The 16,116-nt window shown below is 45.8% G+C and carries 17 protein-coding genes; 8 read left to right on the forward strand and 9 right to left on the reverse strand.

The genetic code is table 11. The features are described 5' to 3' along the window. Positions 1-17 precede the first annotated feature (17 nt). On the reverse strand, positions 18-1,124 hold the full coding sequence (mqnE, locus tag HW560_RS11065; RefSeq protein ID WP_090904520.1) for an aminofutalosine synthase MqnE: 1,107 nt from the start codon (positions 1,122-1,124) through the stop codon (positions 18-20). A 630-nt stretch (positions 1,125-1,754) separates the two neighbouring features. Between mqnE and HW560_RS11070 the strand changes: the two genes are divergently transcribed. Both HW560_RS11070 and HW560_RS11075 read left to right on the forward strand, forming a co-directional pair. Continuing rightward, positions 1,755-2,111: a HesB/IscA family protein gene (locus HW560_RS11070; RefSeq protein ID WP_064635713.1), complete on the forward strand. Its 357-nt coding sequence runs from the start codon at positions 1,755-1,757 to the stop codon at positions 2,109-2,111. A gap of 216 nt (positions 2,112-2,327) precedes the next feature. Further along, the gene (locus tag HW560_RS11075) at positions 2,328-2,969 is read left to right on the forward strand and encodes an NAD(P)-dependent oxidoreductase (protein WP_090904519.1); all 642 of its coding nucleotides are present in this window, start codon (positions 2,328-2,330) and stop codon (positions 2,967-2,969) included. Positions 2,970-3,064: 95 nt separating this feature from the next. Here the strand turns inward: HW560_RS11075 and HW560_RS11080 are convergent, their stop codons facing one another. The 3 genes from HW560_RS11080 to HW560_RS11090 form a co-directional block, all read right to left on the reverse strand. Next, a complete protein-coding gene (locus HW560_RS11080; RefSeq protein WP_090904518.1) occupies positions 3,065-3,574 on the reverse strand; it encodes a hypothetical protein in 510 nt (169 codons plus the stop codon). Between the two features lie 477 nt (positions 3,575-4,051). Continuing rightward, positions 4,052-5,101 carry a glycoside hydrolase family 53 protein gene (locus HW560_RS11085; protein WP_090904517.1) on the reverse strand — a complete coding sequence of 350 codons (1,050 nt, stop codon included), beginning with the start codon at positions 5,099-5,101 and terminating at the stop codon, positions 4,052-4,054. A gap of 346 nt (positions 5,102-5,447) precedes the next feature. Continuing rightward, positions 5,448-5,675: a hypothetical protein gene (locus HW560_RS11090; protein ID WP_072735535.1), complete on the reverse strand. Its 228-nt coding sequence runs from the start codon at positions 5,673-5,675 to the stop codon at positions 5,448-5,450. Positions 5,676-6,112: 437 nt separating this feature from the next. Here HW560_RS11090 and ppk1 point away from each other — a divergent pair, with 437 nt between their 5' ends. Beyond that, a complete protein-coding gene (ppk1, locus tag HW560_RS11095; protein ID WP_090904516.1) occupies positions 6,113-8,194 on the forward strand; it encodes a polyphosphate kinase 1 in 2,082 nt (693 codons plus the stop codon). On the opposite strand, the gene HW560_RS11100 is transcribed toward ppk1, so the two are convergent. Both HW560_RS11100 and HW560_RS11105 read right to left on the reverse strand, forming a co-directional pair. Then, a complete protein-coding gene (locus HW560_RS11100) occupies positions 8,154-9,680 on the reverse strand; it encodes a Ppx/GppA phosphatase family protein (RefSeq protein ID WP_090904515.1) in 1,527 nt (508 codons plus the stop codon). The genes ppk1 and HW560_RS11100 overlap by 41 nt on opposite strands. A gap of 26 nt (positions 9,681-9,706) precedes the next feature. Next, on the reverse strand, positions 9,707-9,961 hold the full coding sequence (locus tag HW560_RS11105) for a hypothetical protein (RefSeq protein ID WP_090904514.1): 255 nt from the start codon (positions 9,959-9,961) through the stop codon (positions 9,707-9,709). Between the two features lie 236 nt (positions 9,962-10,197). Here HW560_RS11105 and HW560_RS11110 point away from each other — a divergent pair, with 236 nt between their 5' ends. Both HW560_RS11110 and HW560_RS11115 read left to right on the forward strand, forming a co-directional pair. After that, positions 10,198-10,857, forward strand: coding sequence for a YheC/YheD family protein (locus tag HW560_RS11110; protein ID WP_090904513.1), 660 nt, complete (start codon positions 10,198-10,200; stop codon positions 10,855-10,857). A 356-nt stretch (positions 10,858-11,213) separates the two neighbouring features. After that, the gene (locus tag HW560_RS11115) at positions 11,214-11,357 is read left to right on the forward strand and encodes a sporulation histidine kinase inhibitor Sda (protein WP_017692430.1); all 144 of its coding nucleotides are present in this window, start codon (positions 11,214-11,216) and stop codon (positions 11,355-11,357) included. 21 nt (positions 11,358-11,378) lie between these two features. Here the strand turns inward: HW560_RS11115 and HW560_RS11120 are convergent, their stop codons facing one another. Both HW560_RS11120 and HW560_RS11125 read right to left on the reverse strand, forming a co-directional pair. Beyond that, positions 11,379-11,630 carry a hypothetical protein gene (locus HW560_RS11120; protein WP_143067092.1) on the reverse strand — a complete coding sequence of 84 codons (252 nt, stop codon included), beginning with the start codon at positions 11,628-11,630 and terminating at the stop codon, positions 11,379-11,381. Between the two features lie 84 nt (positions 11,631-11,714). Then, positions 11,715-12,689 carry an NAD(P)/FAD-dependent oxidoreductase gene (locus HW560_RS11125; RefSeq protein WP_218834998.1) on the reverse strand — a complete coding sequence of 325 codons (975 nt, stop codon included), beginning with the start codon at positions 12,687-12,689 and terminating at the stop codon, positions 11,715-11,717. A gap of 535 nt (positions 12,690-13,224) precedes the next feature. Between HW560_RS11125 and HW560_RS11130 the strand changes: the two genes are divergently transcribed. Together HW560_RS11130 and HW560_RS11135 are read left to right on the forward strand one after the other, a co-directional pair. After that, complete coding sequence (locus tag HW560_RS11130; protein WP_090904512.1) at positions 13,225-14,418, forward strand: NAD(P)/FAD-dependent oxidoreductase; 1,194 nt, start codon at positions 13,225-13,227, stop codon at positions 14,416-14,418. Beyond that, positions 14,415-14,669 (forward strand): hypothetical protein, encoded by a 255-nt coding sequence (locus HW560_RS11135; RefSeq protein ID WP_024632648.1) that lies wholly within the window; start codon positions 14,415-14,417, stop codon positions 14,667-14,669. The genes HW560_RS11130 and HW560_RS11135 overlap by 4 nt, the downstream gene beginning before the upstream one ends. Positions 14,670-14,803: 134 nt before the next feature. On the opposite strand, the gene hemQ is transcribed toward HW560_RS11135, so the two are convergent. Then, positions 14,804-15,550, reverse strand: coding sequence for a hydrogen peroxide-dependent heme synthase (hemQ, locus tag HW560_RS11140; protein WP_090904511.1), 747 nt, complete (start codon positions 15,548-15,550; stop codon positions 14,804-14,806). A 230-nt stretch (positions 15,551-15,780) separates the two neighbouring features. On the opposite strand from hemQ, the gene HW560_RS11145 reads away from it, so the two are divergent. Continuing rightward, the gene (locus HW560_RS11145) at positions 15,781-16,074 is read left to right on the forward strand and encodes a YuiB family protein (RefSeq protein ID WP_053783239.1); all 294 of its coding nucleotides are present in this window, start codon (positions 15,781-15,783) and stop codon (positions 16,072-16,074) included. Positions 16,075-16,116 lie beyond the last annotated feature (42 nt).

Raw genomic sequence — 16,116 nt, forward strand, 5'->3', positions numbered from 1 at the left:
GATGCTCATGCTACATGTTATTCGTACACTTGAATTTCATTGTAGAACGTATCACGTTCTACCGGAATGCGTCCAGCACCCTTAATTAACCAAATAAGCTCTTTGCGGGTAAGTCCTTCAGGCGTTAGTGCACCTGCTGCATGACTAATCCGTTCGCGAACGATTGTGCCGTGTGCATCCGAAGCGCCGAATCCCAGAGCGACTTGAGTCAGCTGTGGACCAATGTTGATGAAGTAGGCTTTGATATGATCAATGTTATCCAGCATCAGACGGCTGATCGCAATCGTTTTGAGATCCTCGTATGCAGAGTTACGACGCATGATGCTGGCGTTTTTGCTTTTCGGCTGCATGGAAAGCGGGATAAAGACCATAAATCCATTGGTTTCATCTTGCAATTCACGAATCTGTACCATATGGTTGACACGATCTTCATAGGACTCAATGGATCCATAAAGCATCGTGGTATGGGTGCGCATGCCCAGATGATGAGCAGTACGGTGCACTTCCAGATAACGGTCAACGTTCGCTTTGTTTACGCGCATTTTTTTGCGGTATTCATCGGACAGGATCTCAGCGCCGCCACCAGTCAGTGATTTCAGACCTGCTTTTTGCAGTTCTTGTAGTACTTCCTTGATGCTCAGTCCGCTGATGCGAGTGAAGAAATCAATCTCGGCCGCTGTGTAGGCTTTCAGCGTAACGTCCGGATATTTCTCGTTTAAAGCACGCAAGGAATCGACATAATATTGAAAAGGAACATGGTTGTTATGTCCGCCTACAATATGGAACTCGCGTACACCTGGGTGAATATGCTGTTCTACGTAATCAATCATTTCCTGACCGGACAACGTGTAAGAGCCTTCTTCGCCCTGATCTTTGCGGAAGTTACAGAAAGCGCAGTGAGCTTCACATACGTTAGTAAAATAAAGGCTCATGTTTTCAATAAAATAAACTTTCTTGCCATTCTTACGCAGGTTGGCCTCATTGGCCAGTTGGCCCAAAGTCAGCAGATCATCCGATTCATACAGATAAACGCCGTCTTCTACGGTCAGCCTTACGCCGTTCTGCACTTTCTCAATGATTTCAGCCATTCTTTTGTCTGTGAACGGTGTTACCAATGTAGACATGTTGTATCCTCCTATTCTTAACCGGAATCGAGTTGTGTGTAGGACTTACTTACAGAACTACATAGAAAAGATGCGGTCATCTGCCGCTTCTTATTATGGACTAACTCTTATTTACCCGGTGCAGCCTTCGCTGCGTACGTAAAGCAAATTTTTCATCAAAATGAGTCTTGTGACTCTATATGCATTGGGGACTGCGAACAGTCTCGAAATGTGAAAAAAATTACAACTCTATATATGATCAACACTCGAATAAGTCATGACAAAATATCGACATTTCAAAGCGATCACCTACTCATTATAAACCTCGTGTCCCGGGGGTTCAATACACTGGGAAGAAAAAGGAGTTAAGGGGGAACGCGGAAACAGGCAAAGATGACTTGAGCCCCTTGACGGGGTGGAGTATAATTTAAAGAAGAGTTAACGAAAGTTTGTTCAAAAAGTACGCTTTTGATTACGAAGGATGCCTAGCGGCATCTCAGCGTCGAATATGGGATTCAGCCGAAATGTCCGTTGCTCACGTAGTTTTGCCTACGCTCCGCTACTCCATTTCTATCTTCATCCTATCTTCTTGGTACTGAAAAGCGCCCTTTTTGAACATGATTTTATATGAAAAAAGGAGAGTGACCTGGCATGATTAGCATCAGCGAAACAGCTGCAGACAGATTGAAAGAAATGCTTGCACAGCAAGAGACACCTGGTATGTTCTTGCGTCTGGGCGTAGCACCGGGAGGTTGTACCGGATTTTCGTACGCCATGGGCTTTGACGATAAAGAGTCCGATGAGGACCTCTATATGGATATTCAGAATATGAAGGTTGTTGTAGAGAAGGAAAACCTGAAGTATTTGAATGGACTGGAAATTGATTTTGAAGAATCCGGTATGTCCGGCGGTTTCACCATTCATAACCCCAACGCAGTAGCAACATGCGGCTGTGGTTCATCCTTCCGTACGAGAGAAGAAGCAGGCGTACCGGATAAAGATTGTTAATAGTTGTGAATCGCGACCTCTATAGCGGATTAGTCTTGTACTAATTACGTTATGGAGGTCTTTTTTTGCGTGGTGGTTTGGTATGTACTTTGGTTGTTCATATTAAGGGGGAACCTGGACGCTTTTTATAGAGAGGTGAAGTTGACAATTTATGTTGTAACTAATATAGTTACATTATGAAATTTAACAGAGCCTAATCACAAAGGAGAGATTATGATGAAGATTGGAATCATTGGCGCGACAGGCAAAGCAGGTAATTTGATTTTGAAAGAAGCGTTGGATAGAGGGCATGAAGTGACAGCAATCGTTCGTAATGCATCTAAGGTAGAAGATAAAAGTCTGAATGTACTTGAAAAGGATGTATTCGACCTCACGGCAGAGGATGCCAAATCATTCGACGTGATCGTTAATGCATTCGGTGCACCTGCCGGGAAAGAGAATCTGCATGTAGAGGCAGGACAAGCCTTGATTAACATTCTGAAAGAGGCGCCGAATACTCGTCTGATCGTTGTTGGTGGTGCAGGCAGTCTGTTCACGGATGAAACAAAAACATTGCGAGTAGTCGATTCTCCAGGATTCCCTGATGCATACAAAGCAACAGCAACCAACCAGGGTAAAAACTTGCAGGATCTGCAAGCTTCTTCAGGTATCCAGTGGACGTTCCTTAGCCCGGCGGGATTTTTTAATCCAGAGGGTGTACGCACAGGCAAATATCAATCGGGTAAAGATCAGATTCTGATGAACAGTGAAGGCAACAGCTACATCAGCTATGCTGACTATGCCATCGCTTTGATTGATGAGATCGAGAACCCGCAGCATCAGAACGAACGCTTTACGGTTGTAGGCGAAGTGAAGTAATTGAATTGAACTGAAAGATGAAAAATGGACGCCAATCATAATGATGATTAGCGTCCATTTTTTCTTATGAAGTTGTAGTTCAATAATTTTCGAAGCTAGTGAGGTGTAACATCATCTATATTTGGATTTGCTATCAATTCTACGGACTCTGCCGACTCGATACTTTCAACACCTTCTACAACCTCAACGAGTCCTACAGCCAATGTAGTGACTGCGGCAGCGGCAATTAGATTCTTGGCCCCGAGCTTTACTCTCTCCATATCCTCGTCTTTCATGCCAACAACCACATCTTTGCCACCGTTATACACATACTTAGCTGATAAAACTACGCCTTTAGCTGTATTAGAAACAGCTCCTCCAATATCGGCAAGTCCCGCATCTAACGTTGTATTGTCTTTTCTGATCACACCACTCGCCATATCATATGTACCGCTAGCAAGTTGTCCTACCGTTTTCCCTGTATTAATCGTAGCTTTTTCTACACCATTACCAATTTTTTTAATGAATGGACTCCCAGTAAGTTCTCCGGCCACTCGTACGGTGCCGCCAAGTACTTTTCCGGTAACTTCTCCAGCAAACTGACCCAATTCTTTTAAAAATCCCATATATTCCCCACCTTTGAAATAAGGTTGCACATGTGCTGTCTGAATCTTTTATCTTAATTATATAAGTATATGAGCGATAAGACTATTTACGTTCAGATTCATCAAGCGTTCCTAGTTAACAGAAACCAATCCAACGAATTCGATCTAACCTATCTAGCCGAACTGAACTAGCTTAACGCAACTACCCATACAAACTCACTACAACTATCAAAAAAAGGCGCTACTCCCCAACGGAAGTAGCGCTTTTTCTTTTTACTACCCCAAATTCCTACTTAACACATTTTAGAAGTGTCTCATAAGCAGCCAACGTAGTGAAGGGAACGGAATCGATTCTGAAGAAGCGGTAGCGTTCGCCTTTATCCCCGGATTTTGTCCTATGGAATAGGACATTCAAAAAATCGGGGGATAACAGTGATCGAAAGAACGATCCGTAACCGTAACGGCCACCTGCTGCTCACCAGTCACTTATTCCCGTGTTTAGTCGATAAATCCTTCCATTACTGCCGTTGGCATCATATTCGACTGCCATGCGCCTTTGCCGTACCCGCCGTTATAACCTGGTGTAGCCTGAGGCTCCCAGTAGAATACACCTTTACCTTTGCCATTAGGCAGGTTGCGGATTTGGTTTTTCATCGACGCAACGAAGCTTTTGCCTGCCGCTGCCTGATTATTATCCATGCCTATTTCAGAAACGATAATTTCCTTACCATACCGGTTGATCAGATCCTTGGCGTTGTTCACAGCATTGGTGACAGCGGTGTTCCAGCCGGAAGCGGAAGGATAGAGGGACATGGCAATCATGTCAAAGTTGGCACCGTTATTGATCAGTCCACCGATATTCCATACAAAGAGGGCATTATCATCTCCGCCCGCCAAGTGAACGATTGTTTTGGTGTTGGTGCTGATGGACTTCACGGCATTGTGGCCCGTGTTCACCAGCCATGCATAATTTTTCATGTTGGTGGATGCTTTTCCGTCTTCCCATAACATACCGTTGCTTGTTTCGTTACCGATTTGTACCCAGTCCGGGGTTACACCTTTGCTCTGCATGGCCATCATAACTTCACGCGTGTGATTCCATACAGCGTCCATCAGCTGCTGGAACGTGTAGTTTTTCCAGGCCGCAGGTTTCGTTTGTTGACCCGGGTCAGCCCAGGAATCGCTGTAGTGCAGGGTCAGCATGACACTCATGCCTGCATTTTTGGCACGCAGGGCCAGAGCAGCTGCACGATCTTTGTTCATGTAACCGTTTCCATAATCATTCGAAGGATTAACAAAGACACGAATACGAACGGAATTGATCTGGTAATCATTTTTCAAAATATCAATAATATCACGCTGCACGCCGTTTTTGTCTTTCCATTTGTAGCCTTGCGCTTCCATCCCGGGCACCCAACTGATATCGGCTCCTTTGGCGAAGCTCGGTGCTGCACTGGCATGCTGACCTGCGGGCAGCATAATGGAGGTGAATAACAAAACAAAGACCAGAGCGATGGATGTTTTGAAACCCCTTACATTTTTGAACATTACAATATGCCTCCTCGAATATGGGTTGAGTTGCAACCTAATTATAGCGAGTATTGTTTGCTCAGCTACAGGGTTCATTTCCAATATTTTGGTTGTTTTTTCAACCTCTCCCGAAAAAAGACAAAACAAAAAGCCGTCCGAAGACGGCTTTTCTACCCGTGGCGCTTTTTGAAACCTTGATCCGTATCCCGCGCCTCCACCAGAATCAGTTTATTTTGAGCTAGTGGATCGGGTAAGGGACACGTTCAACATGTGATTAGATATGTTGACGCACCTCCTTTCCTTGTGGCAAGAGTATACAACACTCTTTTCCGGAAAGCTAGTCTTTTTTTATATTTACGCAAAATTATTTTTCGGTTTGGAACATCGTGATATCCCGGTCATAATGGCTCTTCGTACCGTTATCGTTGCGAATTCTCACGCTGTCTTCGCTGATCTGCTCTACGATGCCACGACCCACTTCACAATATACGCCAGCCGGATCTTCCTGCCATGCAGTTACTGTGCATTGGGATAGTGCAGCTGTGAAAAACTCTATATTTTTTTGTAACGTTCTAGGTTTGTTCGATTTCATTATATACTCCTTTAACAAAAACAATTTTAGAATGTGGACAGTAACCGGACATTTTACACTGTAGATCACTTTACTCTGTCTCCTGCTCTTTGTAAAGGGATGGAAAAAGTTATCGGCATGAGGTATCATTTACATAAATTTTACATAGCGTTTACACTACGCTGACGCTTGTAGCCAATCACGAATAGTACAATTATATTAGCATCTATAAAAAATTGAACTAAACATTTACACGAGAACGGAGAGGACAGAAAAAACCTGTAGAAGCAAAGCGTTCGCCTTTATCCCCGGATTTTCTCCATTGAAAAAGGAAATAAAAAAATCTGGGGATAACAGCGATCGGAAGGTTGTTCTGTCATCGGAGTGGAAAGTGTAAATACTCTTTAGTTCAATTTATCTAACCAAGAATAGATATGTAACAAATTCGGAGGCCATACATGCATAGAGATGTCAAAACAGGTAACTACGTTAACCGTGATTTAAGTTGGGTGGAATTCAATCGTCGTGTGCTCCAGGAGGCTCAAGATCCAACGACACCTCTGCTGGAACGCATGAGGTTTCTTGGTATTGTTGCCAGTAATCTGGACGAGTTCGTAAGTGTAAGGGTAGCGGAGACGAAAGAGAAGATCAAGGCTGGATTTACGCAAAAGGATTTTACGGGCTACACCCCTTCCGGGTTGTACCGCAGATTGATTAAACGAACGGGGACCATGGTCGCCGAGCAATATAAAACCTATCGGGAGCTCATTCGTCTTCTCGCCAAGAAAGGCGTGCATTTTCAGGAATATACCGATCTGAATATGACGCAACAGCGAGCAATGGACCAATATTTTCATGATATCATTTTTCCGGTATTAACACCGATGGCGATCGATTCGAGCCGGCCATTCCCACTGGTACACAATAAGTCTGTATATCTTTCCGTGATGCTGCAGAAGGAAGAAGAGCAGGAGGGCGAGCCATTTTTGGCTATTGTTCAGGTTCCCTCTAATCTGCCGCGCGTGGTTCAGGTGCCTTTAAGGGCGAATAGTAAAAAGAAAACGTTCATTTTGATCGAAGATCTCATCAAACATCATATTCATACCTTATTCAGCGGATATGTGCCGCTGGCTGTTCAGGAATTCAGGGTGACCCGCAATGCGGATCTTTCCATTAATGAAGAAGAAGCCGAGGATTTACTTGAGGCGATCGAGAAGGAGCTGCGGCGCAGACGCCGGGGAGCACCAGTACGACTGGAAATTTGCAAGGATTTTCGCCCGGATGCGTTGCTGGAGCTGCAGGAAGAGTTCGATATTCAAGACCCTGTGTACGAGATCGATGGACCGCTGGATTTGAGCTTTCTGGCCGGGTTTGTAGATAGTTTGGATGGTTTCTCTCATCTGAAATATAGTCCGGTGCAGCCTGTGTATCCTCTGGAGTTTCTTCCTCGGGAAAGTCACTTCGAACTGCTGCGTAAACGGGACGTGCTCGTGCATCATCCATACGAATCGTTCGAACCGGTAACGGACTTTATTGTGGAAGCTTCGGAAGATCCACGCGTGATGGCGATCAAAATGACGTTATATCGGGTGAATGGGGATTCCCGTCTGATCCCTGCACTGGCTCATGCAGCCGAGAGCGGCAAACAGGTAACGGTTGTTGTTGAATTAAAAGCCAGATTTGATGAAGAGCGGAATATTGCATGGGCCCGCACGCTGGAGAAGGCAGGTTGTCATGTCGTATATGGATTGGTCGGCTTAAAGACCCATGCCAAGATTATTCTCGTCGTACGCAGGGAACAGAGTGGTCTGAGAAGGTACGTGCATGTTGGAACAGGTAACTATAATGAAAGTACAGCCAAAGTGTACACCGATGTAGGACTGTTTACCTCCAATCCCATCATTGGTGAGGACGCATCGGAATTGTTTAATGAGATTACCGGATATTCAGGACCCAAAGCGTTGCAGGCATTCCGCGTCGCCCCTGACGGCATGAAGGATGAACTGTTCGCGCTCATTCGTCGGGAAAGGGAACATGCCTTCAAGGGAAGACCGTCCAGAATTATTGCCAAAATCAATTCCTTATCCCATCAGGATATCATTGATGAATTGTATCTGGCATCTCAAGCTGGAGTGCAGATCGATCTGATCGTGCGCGGTGTATGCTGCTTGCGTCCGGGGGTAGAGGGACTTAGTGAGAATATTCGGGTGATCAGCATCGTGGATCGGTTTCTGGAACACTCCAGACTGTTTTATTTTGAAAATAGCGGGAACCCGGATGTGTATCTGTCCAGCGCAGACTGGATGACCCGGAATTTGAAGCGAAGAATAGAACTGATGTGTCCCGTGTTTGATCCGGAGCTGAAAAAGATGCTTGTCGACATATTGAATCTGTCGCTCATGGATAATGTGAAGGCCAGAGAGCTCATGCCTGGCGGCAATTATGTTTTTGTACAAAATGAAAAGCCCCCGCTGAGAAGTCAGACGGAGGCGATGGGCATTATCCCTTGGAAGCCTGCTGAATGGAGTGCGTTAACGTAACTCCCCAAGCTTCCTGTAAATCCTTGACGGCATCGTCAAGGCCACTGAGTTCCAGTAACGGCTCGGCTGTACAGATGAATTGCATCTGCAGCGAGTCGTTTTCTTTTGTTGCCTTTATAGCGGTAATACTTTCAGAACGATTAATCGCTTCAGTCACGCGCAGCAGAGAGCCTAAGCGATGGGCATGCCGTTCGTCCGAATCCTTGAGAATGTCCCTGTGCTTATGCAGCAGCTGGGGCGTTCTTTTTTTGGGATGATAATCGGCTGCAATGGCACTCAGGATGGTCTCCCGGTGAGATAGTCCGTAGATGCTTGCATTCATGATCCAATAGGCCGAGTGCTGGGGATACCGGAAGTAGTTAATCTGTTTTCCAGCCATGTGCAGCATGGAGACCGTGTACAGAATCCGGGCATCTGCTGGATCGGGAGCACTACCTTGCAGGGCAGTATACAGGGTGAGCGCATCATGGTGAATCCGATTCAGGCGTTTCTCCGGAATGGGTGGGCCAAAATGAATGAAGTTGCGAATGCTGTCCCGCAGCGCATCTGGCACGACCGGCTTACCTTCAGCCAGGAGATCCCTTAGCAAACCATCCCGTAATCCCGCTCCGCTCACGACATAACGATCCCCCTGGATGATTCGGAAGACCGTCCGCAATATGAGTACACCTGGAACAATAATGTCGGCACGATCCTTAGCCAGTCCGGGTACTTTCTTGCGCTGTGCCGAGGTTAGATGTGGCAAAGAACGAGCAATATTTTCCATCTCTTCTGCACCGATTTCATAATGATGCGTAACCGGTAATGAGTATTGCGTTCTCTTCTGCTCAATTTTGGCCAGTGTACGCATGGTGCCCCCAAGTCCAATAAGAGGTAGTCCGGGATGTTGTCTGATCCAATCCAGACCGCTCAATGCCTGTATAACTTCATTACATAGCGCAGCCGCATTTGCTTCAGTCCACTGATCTTCCCCACCATAACGGGCATGTGAGTTAACCGCACCGATAGGCAGAGAGATGCTGTGCAGTCTTGTTCGATTACGGAATACAGTGATCTCGGTACTGCCGCCGCCAATATCCACGACATAACCATCCGCGAGATCAATCGATTGGGTGACACCAAGGAAACCGTAATAGGCTTCCTGATCACCGGATACACATTCGATAGTAAGTCCCGTTTCAGCTTCCAACCAACCTATAATTTCTGGAGCATTGCCTGCATTCCGAATGGCAGCCGTCGCTGCAGCGCGGATAAGCTTGGTTTGATAAGCTTCGCAAGTAGCCCTGAATTGTCGCAAAATCGTAATGGCCTTGTCCAGTGAATGTCGCAGGATGGTTCCGTCTTGTTCAACCACATTGCTTAGACGAGCGGCATATTTGTCTTCATGAATGATACGGTAGGCTCCATCCTGATCGAGTTCATAAATAACCAGACGAATGGAATTGGAGCCGATATCGATAATTCCGAGTATTTCGTTATGTGTCATAAGAATCTCCTTCTACAGAGGTTAATCTACCCGATTTTCAGCAAGGCAGCCATGGCTTCCGGTGAACCCGGAGGCGTCGAGGAGAAGGGCGTGGTCAGCATGACCACAATGATGAAGACGATAAAACAAGCAAACAGAATACAACTTACAGCAAAACCGCGATTGCTTTTCTTCATAAACAGTCGAATACCTGTAACGAATAGAAGTACCGTAATGGCTACCAGAACGATAGAAATTGCAAAATAGGCTACGCCGTACAGTGATTTAAAAAATGATTCCATGTCTTCTGAACGCTCCTTAGATCCTCATATTTAAGCCTCTCCAAACCATTCCTTAGTAGCATACGATAGATTGATGCGTTTGAAAAGCAAACCAGGCGCCTGTTCCGGCCTTGAACCAAGCTGATGGACTATATCAACGGAAAAGGGGCCCCAGCCTTGGACAGACATCCAAGAAAGCACGGCTTCTGTTGAGTATGTATAAGGAAGGACTATTGTTCACGAAAGGAGATCAACCCATGTCGAGACAGCTTGCAAGCAAATGGCTGAAGACAGCGGCGCTGTTGAAATACCCGGTAGCTGCTGTCCACATTCCACAGACGAAGGCGTTCAACTCGGGGAATCTGCTAAACATGCTTAGTCATCATGGAATGGTGTATATCAAACCTGTTGTCGGTGGTGGTGGTTACGGTGTCATTAGAGTATCAGCAAGCGGAGGAACCTATCGGTACACCCATATGAAAATAACCCGTTCTTTTACTCAGTTTAATCAGATGTACCGCTCCCTAATCCGTGTAAAAGCCAGACGGAGATACCTGATTCAGCAAGGCATTCATTTGGCGACCATTCAAGGCAGACCTGTCGATTACAGAGTCAAAGTCGTCAAGACGGAAAGAGGCTGGGTATTCCGTTCTATGGTGGGACGGCTCGCTCGTCCAGGGCTGGTCGTGACCAATCTTAGCAAAGGAGGAACGATGCTGTCCGGTAGGAGAGCGCTCGCTCTGTCCCTACCTCATATTTCAGGAAAACATAAACGTCGCGAGATGCGTTCACTGACACTCACCTGTACGAATATCATGGAACGTCAGTTCCCGGGTGTGGGGCAGCTTGGTTTCGATTATGGACTGGATTATTCAGGGAAAATATGGATTTTGGAAGTGAACACCAGACCGCAATGAAAATGGTTCAAAAATCTAAAAAAATCCAAAGAAAATCCGATACTAATATAGTAGGAAACTAGAATGAAAAACGTTTGAATTTTAACAATTAAGGGTAATTTACTCGCATCAACTCTTGAAACTATGAATTTATTCTAAAAAAAATGCTCTGATAATCGTTCTGTTCGATAGGCTGCGGTCCTGTGTATAAATACTGTCCACACTATCCACGTTGATCAATCAACATTTTTACCATTTATCAACAAACTATACACAGGATTTCCACATGACATTGTGGATAACAAGAACGCTTGTTCTCTTTATAAATCTCTGATATGATAGTTTTGAGGAAAAAAAAGGAAAGGTTGTGGCGGGAAATGGCTATGTTATCCGATGAGATGTTGTTGGATTCCTACCATAAGGCGATTGAGTTGAATCTCGAACGAGATTTCATCGCACTGCTGTTGGCAGAAATCCATAAGCGCAAACTGGGTACCGACGTATCTGCCATTCTTCACTAGAGATCCTCATTGCAGGCAATGTTACAGGTTTCCGGACATGTCCCATAGATTGACAGGCCATAGCGTGCTTGTCTGACATTGGTGACAGTACATCATATGATTGCAAACGTTTTCGGCTTCGTCTGCCATGTCAGAGGAAGTGTGAATGACGTAGGGGCTGTACGGTCCGGTGTAATCGTCCAATTTGCCGCATTCTGACAGTCCCTGAAGGCAGTGGGGACAAGCCTGCTCCGGTACAACCAGACCGTTACACAGCGGGCATATATAAGACAAGGGTATCCCTCCTGATATTGAATTCATTCAGGAGTAAGATACCCTTTTTTGTGTCTTTTATGTTCTATATCATTCCATAAGGAATTAGCGCTTCATGTTACTGCTGTGTCCCGGGGACAACTTGGCGTCTGGGTCGAAGTAAACCTTGGCATTGTTAACTGCGGTTGGTGCTTCACCAAATCCGACAGCAATCAGCTTCAGCTTGCCTGGATAAGTTGTAATATCTCCGGCAGCATAGATACCCGGAATGGAAGTTTCCATGCGGGAATCGACTACGATGGAATTGCTATCAATTTCGATGCCCCATTCTGCGATAGGTCCCAGGGAAGAGACAAAGCCGAAATTGACGATTACATCATCGACTTCAATTTCCTGTGTTTCCTTCGTTTTGACGTGAGCCAAAGTAACCTTGGTAATGCTGTCTTCACCGTGAAGTTCCGTAATTTCGGTAGGTGTAACGATGTTTACCTTGGAATTCATCAGGTTTTCGACACTGTGCTCATGCGCGCGGAATTTGTCGCGGCGATGGATCAGGGTTACTTGCTCAGCGATCGGCTCGAGCATAAGCGCCCAGTCTACAGCGGAGTCACCGCCACCGCTGATCAGTACTTTTTTGCCGGCAAAGGCGTTCAGGTCACTGATGAAGTAGTGCAGATTGTTTTTTTCGAATTTGGCCGCACCCTCAAGCTCCAGACGACGGGGTTCAAATGCACCCACACCTGCAGTGATAATTACGGCTTTGGCGTGATATTCATTCACATCAGTTTTAACGACGAAGTGACGTTCTTCTAATTTCTCAACCGATACAACCTTTTCCTCAAGACGGATGTTCGGGTTAAAATGGCTCATTTGCTCCACCAGATTATTCACCAGCTCCTGAGCAGTAACTTTTGGGAACCCGGCTACATCATAGATGAATTTTTCGGGATAGAGGGCGGCAAGTTGTCCACCAAGTTGTGGCATACTTTCAACCAGCGTAACAGATGCCTGACGCATCCCTCCGTAAAACGCGGCGAACAGACCCGCAGGGCCGCCACCAATAATAAGTAAATCGGTCATGTCATGACCGGCAGTTTGTGCAGTCAAGAATCAACAACACCTTTCTTATTTTTAATAGGTAGGTAACAGAAATAATAAAGCCGGGTACGTATGGTAACCAGCGTTTGTTGCTGAACTGTCTTTCTCATTATAAACGGTGTAAACTGGGTTGCAAAGTTGGCAGTTTGATGAATCTGGGAACAATAGATGAAGATCAGGTGAGAATAGGATGAAATTGGAAATGAAAGGTTATGAAAAATAACAAAAAAAACCTTGATCTTTGCCAGAAATACAGATATCCTTGACCTGTACTATGTGTTTTTTTGTCTAATTTAGCCTCAATTTGTAATGTGAAGACAATACCCGCGTTTTGTTGAATCTTGTGTATAATTTCACAATTTTAATCGATAACTTGCATGCAAAAAGTTCAAATAAATTCGCGAAGTTAACATTTGTCGTCATAATGGATAAGACCTCATCAATATGGGTAAGTAAGAGCCTTTTTACAACAAAACAATCGAATGGCTGATGCAATGAAACCGGAAGGGGTATAGACATGAGCAGTATTCCCAAAATCGTCATCCTCGGCGCGGGCTATGGCGGGATTCTGACAGCCCAGCGGCTGCAGAAGGAATTGAACTATAACGAGGCCGATGTCACATTGGTGAACCGGCATGATTATCATTATATCACTACACATCTACATATGCCGGCTGCCGGCACAGATACCATTGAACATGCAAGGGTTCCGATTTCGAAGCTGATTGACGAGTTCAAGATTGATCTGGTCAAATCTTCGGTGAAGGAGATCCGCCTGCAGGATCGGAAGATTATTCTGGAGGATGGCACGTTATCTTATGATTATCTGATTATTGGATTGGGTGGAGAACCGGAGACCTTCGGTATTCCAGGCATGCTCGATCATGCCATGACAATTCGCAGCATTAACTCGGTCAGAATGATTCGCGAGCATATCGAATATCAGTTTGCCATGTACAAAAACGATAATAAACGTAACCGCATTCGTTTTGTTGTGGGTGGGGCTGGTTTCAGTGGTGTCGAATTCGTGGCTGAACTTGCGGATCGCATTCCTCAGCTATGCAAGGAATTCGACGTGAATCCCAAAAATGTGCACATCTATAATGTGGAAGCAGCGCCTTCAGCTCTGCCGGGCTTTGATCCGGAACTGGTTGAGCATGCAATGAACGTGCTGAAGAAAAAAGGTGTTACTTTCAAAATCGGTGTTCCGATCAAGCAATGTCTGCCAGACGGAGTCATTGTGGGCGAAGGAGAAAAAATCGATGCAGCAACGGTCGTATGGACCGGCGGTATTCGGGGAAATGCCCTGCTTGAGCAGGCAGGCCTTGAAGTGATGCGTGGACGGGTGAAGGTTGATGAATTCCTTCGTGCCCCAGGGCATGAGCATGTCTATGTCATCGGTGACAATTCACTGGTGTTCAACAACGAAGGGCGCCCATATCCACCTACAGCTCAGATCGCGATGCAGCAAGGTGTTAACTGCGCCAAAAACGTTGTCGCTGCCATCCGTAAAAAGCAGCCACAGCCTTTTGTGTTTACAAGTAAAGGTACAGTTGCGTCACTGGGGAAAGGCGAAGCTATCGCTGTCGTAGGCGGCAAGAAATACAAGGGATGGAAGGCGGCTCAGCTGAAAAAGCTGGTGGATCTCCGGTACTTGTTTATCATCGGTGGCATTCCCTTGGTACTGAAGAAAGGGCGGTTTTTTGGATGAGACATTGCAGTGTTCAGGTCAGAGGACTACTCACACGCGAAGAACTGGATCGGTACAACGCCCTGATGCAGGTTGGCGGTTATCTGGAGGAACAGGATCAGTATGATCTGGCTTATATCGTTCAGAAGGAAGTTGATATTCTCATTTTGCCTGCTATTGAGCGGCTTAAGGAGAAGGGACGTGACCGTGACCGGGCAACAGCTGAGTTTTTGGAGTCTCTGAAAGCGGTTGATGAAGAGGATCAGGATTAAGCAATCACGTTTATTCAAAAGAACCCGAGTCATCCATTTATGATTGAACATTTCATATTCATTCGAAAAAGTAAAAGCACCACTGACCCTATCCTTAATGGAGGTGTCGCGGTGCTTTTTGTGATTTATCCAATTTACAGCTTGAGCATATCTTCCAATGTTGCTTCGTTCAGCAGACTTCCCACATAGAACGAGCCGAATTCGCCATAACGGGCACTGACTTCGTCAAAGCGCATCTCGTAAACGAGCTTCTTGAACTGAAGTGCATCATCCGCAAACAACGTAACGCCCCATTCCCAGTCATCGAAACCAACGGAACCGGTAATGATTTGTTTCACTTTGCCAGCGTAACTGCGGCCAATCATGCCGTGGCTGCGCATCATCGTACGGCGTTCGTCCATCGACAGCATGTACCAGTTATCGTTCAGCTCACGTTTTTTGTTCATTGGGTAGAAGCAGATATATTGCCGCTGTGGCAGGACCGGTTTGAGACGAGCGATGATTTCCGGGTTCTGCATAGGGTCTTCGCCCTCTTTGCCAAGATAATTGCTCAGTTCCACTACACTGACATAAGAATATGATTTGGTGGTGTATTGGGCAAACATCGTTTTGTTGAACGCGTTCTCAACAGCCTTCAGATCTTCCAGCGTTTCACGCAAGTGCATCATGACAAGGTCAGCCTTCTGTCCCACAACGGTATATACGACAGTGCTTCCTTTGGATGAATCCTCTACTGCTTTCCATTCCTTCCAGAACGCCTGAAGCTCGTCCAGGGCTACGGCGCGTTCCTCATCATCGGCTGCTTTCCAGGCGGCCCAGTTAATCGAGCGGAAGTCATGCAGGGCGTACCAGCCCTCCAATGTTGATGCGGCTTCGTTCATTGAATTGATTCCTCCTGCAGGTTATATTTCCAAATCCCGGTAAGGGACGGTTGAGTACTTTATCGTCTTCATTGTATCCCAACAGGAAGCAGAAGGGCAAATGAAGAGAAGGTGAATATAGGGAAATTTGTCCAGAAAGTTCGTTGCTTCGCCACATTTTTTGCGGTACACTATCTACTATCCGTAGTAAGAGAAACCGATTCAGTGAAAGAAGAGGTGAACGTCACCCGATGCAGTTTATACCTGTGCTGGTATTGATGGTGTTATTTTTCGTTATGATGTTTGGTATCGGTTTCATTCTGAATATGCTGATGAAGACAACCTGGTTTCCTTCCTATCTGTTCATTATTGTCATTCTGCCTGTCGTCGTGTATTCCTTATGGGATCATACGGCATCGCTGATGTCGCATCTGGGTTCTTTCCATATTGTAGACTATATGACGGGCGTAGCTGGACTTGCTGGAGCGGTCATCAGTGGCTGGGCCATTCGCAAACTTCGCCTGGGTGGGTACAAAATGTTTTAATCAGCTACCCAAATGGCAGCAAACGCTGTACTGCATTTTCCA

Origin of the sequence: Paenibacillus sp. E222, assembly GCF_013401555.1 — a bacterium.
Lineage (GTDB): Bacteria > Bacillota > Bacilli > Paenibacillales > Paenibacillaceae > Paenibacillus.

Excerpts from the sequence above, each read along its gene's own strand:
- mqnE (WP_090904520.1), bottom strand. The coding sequence starts at position 1,124 with ATGTCTACATTGGTAACACCGTTCACAGACAAAAGAATGGCTGAAATC.
- HW560_RS11070 (WP_064635713.1), top strand. The coding sequence starts at position 1,755 with ATGATTAGCATCAGCGAAACAGCTGCAGACAGATTGAAAGAAATGCTT.
- HW560_RS11075 (WP_090904519.1), top strand. The coding sequence starts at position 2,328 with ATGAAGATTGGAATCATTGGCGCGACAGGCAAAGCAGGTAATTTGATT.
- HW560_RS11080 (WP_090904518.1), bottom strand. The coding sequence starts at position 3,574 with ATGGGATTTTTAAAAGAATTGGGTCAGTTTGCTGGAGAAGTTACCGGA.
- HW560_RS11085 (WP_090904517.1), bottom strand. The coding sequence starts at position 5,101 with ATGTTCAAAAATGTAAGGGGTTTCAAAACATCCATCGCTCTGGTCTTT.
- HW560_RS11090 (WP_072735535.1), bottom strand. The coding sequence starts at position 5,675 with ATGAAATCGAACAAACCTAGAACGTTACAAAAAAATATAGAGTTTTTC.
- ppk1 (WP_090904516.1), top strand. The coding sequence starts at position 6,113 with ATGCATAGAGATGTCAAAACAGGTAACTACGTTAACCGTGATTTAAGT.
- HW560_RS11100 (WP_090904515.1), bottom strand. The coding sequence starts at position 9,680 with ATGACACATAACGAAATACTCGGAATTATCGATATCGGCTCCAATTCC.
- HW560_RS11105 (WP_090904514.1), bottom strand. The coding sequence starts at position 9,961 with ATGGAATCATTTTTTAAATCACTGTACGGCGTAGCCTATTTTGCAATT.
- HW560_RS11110 (WP_090904513.1), top strand. The coding sequence starts at position 10,198 with ATGTCGAGACAGCTTGCAAGCAAATGGCTGAAGACAGCGGCGCTGTTG.
- HW560_RS11115 (WP_017692430.1), top strand. The coding sequence starts at position 11,214 with ATGGCTATGTTATCCGATGAGATGTTGTTGGATTCCTACCATAAGGCG.
- HW560_RS11125 (WP_218834998.1), bottom strand. The coding sequence starts at position 12,689 with ATGACCGATTTACTTATTATTGGTGGCGGCCCTGCGGGTCTGTTCGCC.
- HW560_RS11130 (WP_090904512.1), top strand. The coding sequence starts at position 13,225 with ATGAGCAGTATTCCCAAAATCGTCATCCTCGGCGCGGGCTATGGCGGG.
- HW560_RS11135 (WP_024632648.1), top strand. The coding sequence starts at position 14,415 with ATGAGACATTGCAGTGTTCAGGTCAGAGGACTACTCACACGCGAAGAA.
- hemQ (WP_090904511.1), bottom strand. The coding sequence starts at position 15,550 with ATGAACGAAGCCGCATCAACATTGGAGGGCTGGTACGCCCTGCATGAC.
- HW560_RS11145 (WP_053783239.1), top strand. The coding sequence starts at position 15,781 with ATGCAGTTTATACCTGTGCTGGTATTGATGGTGTTATTTTTCGTTATG.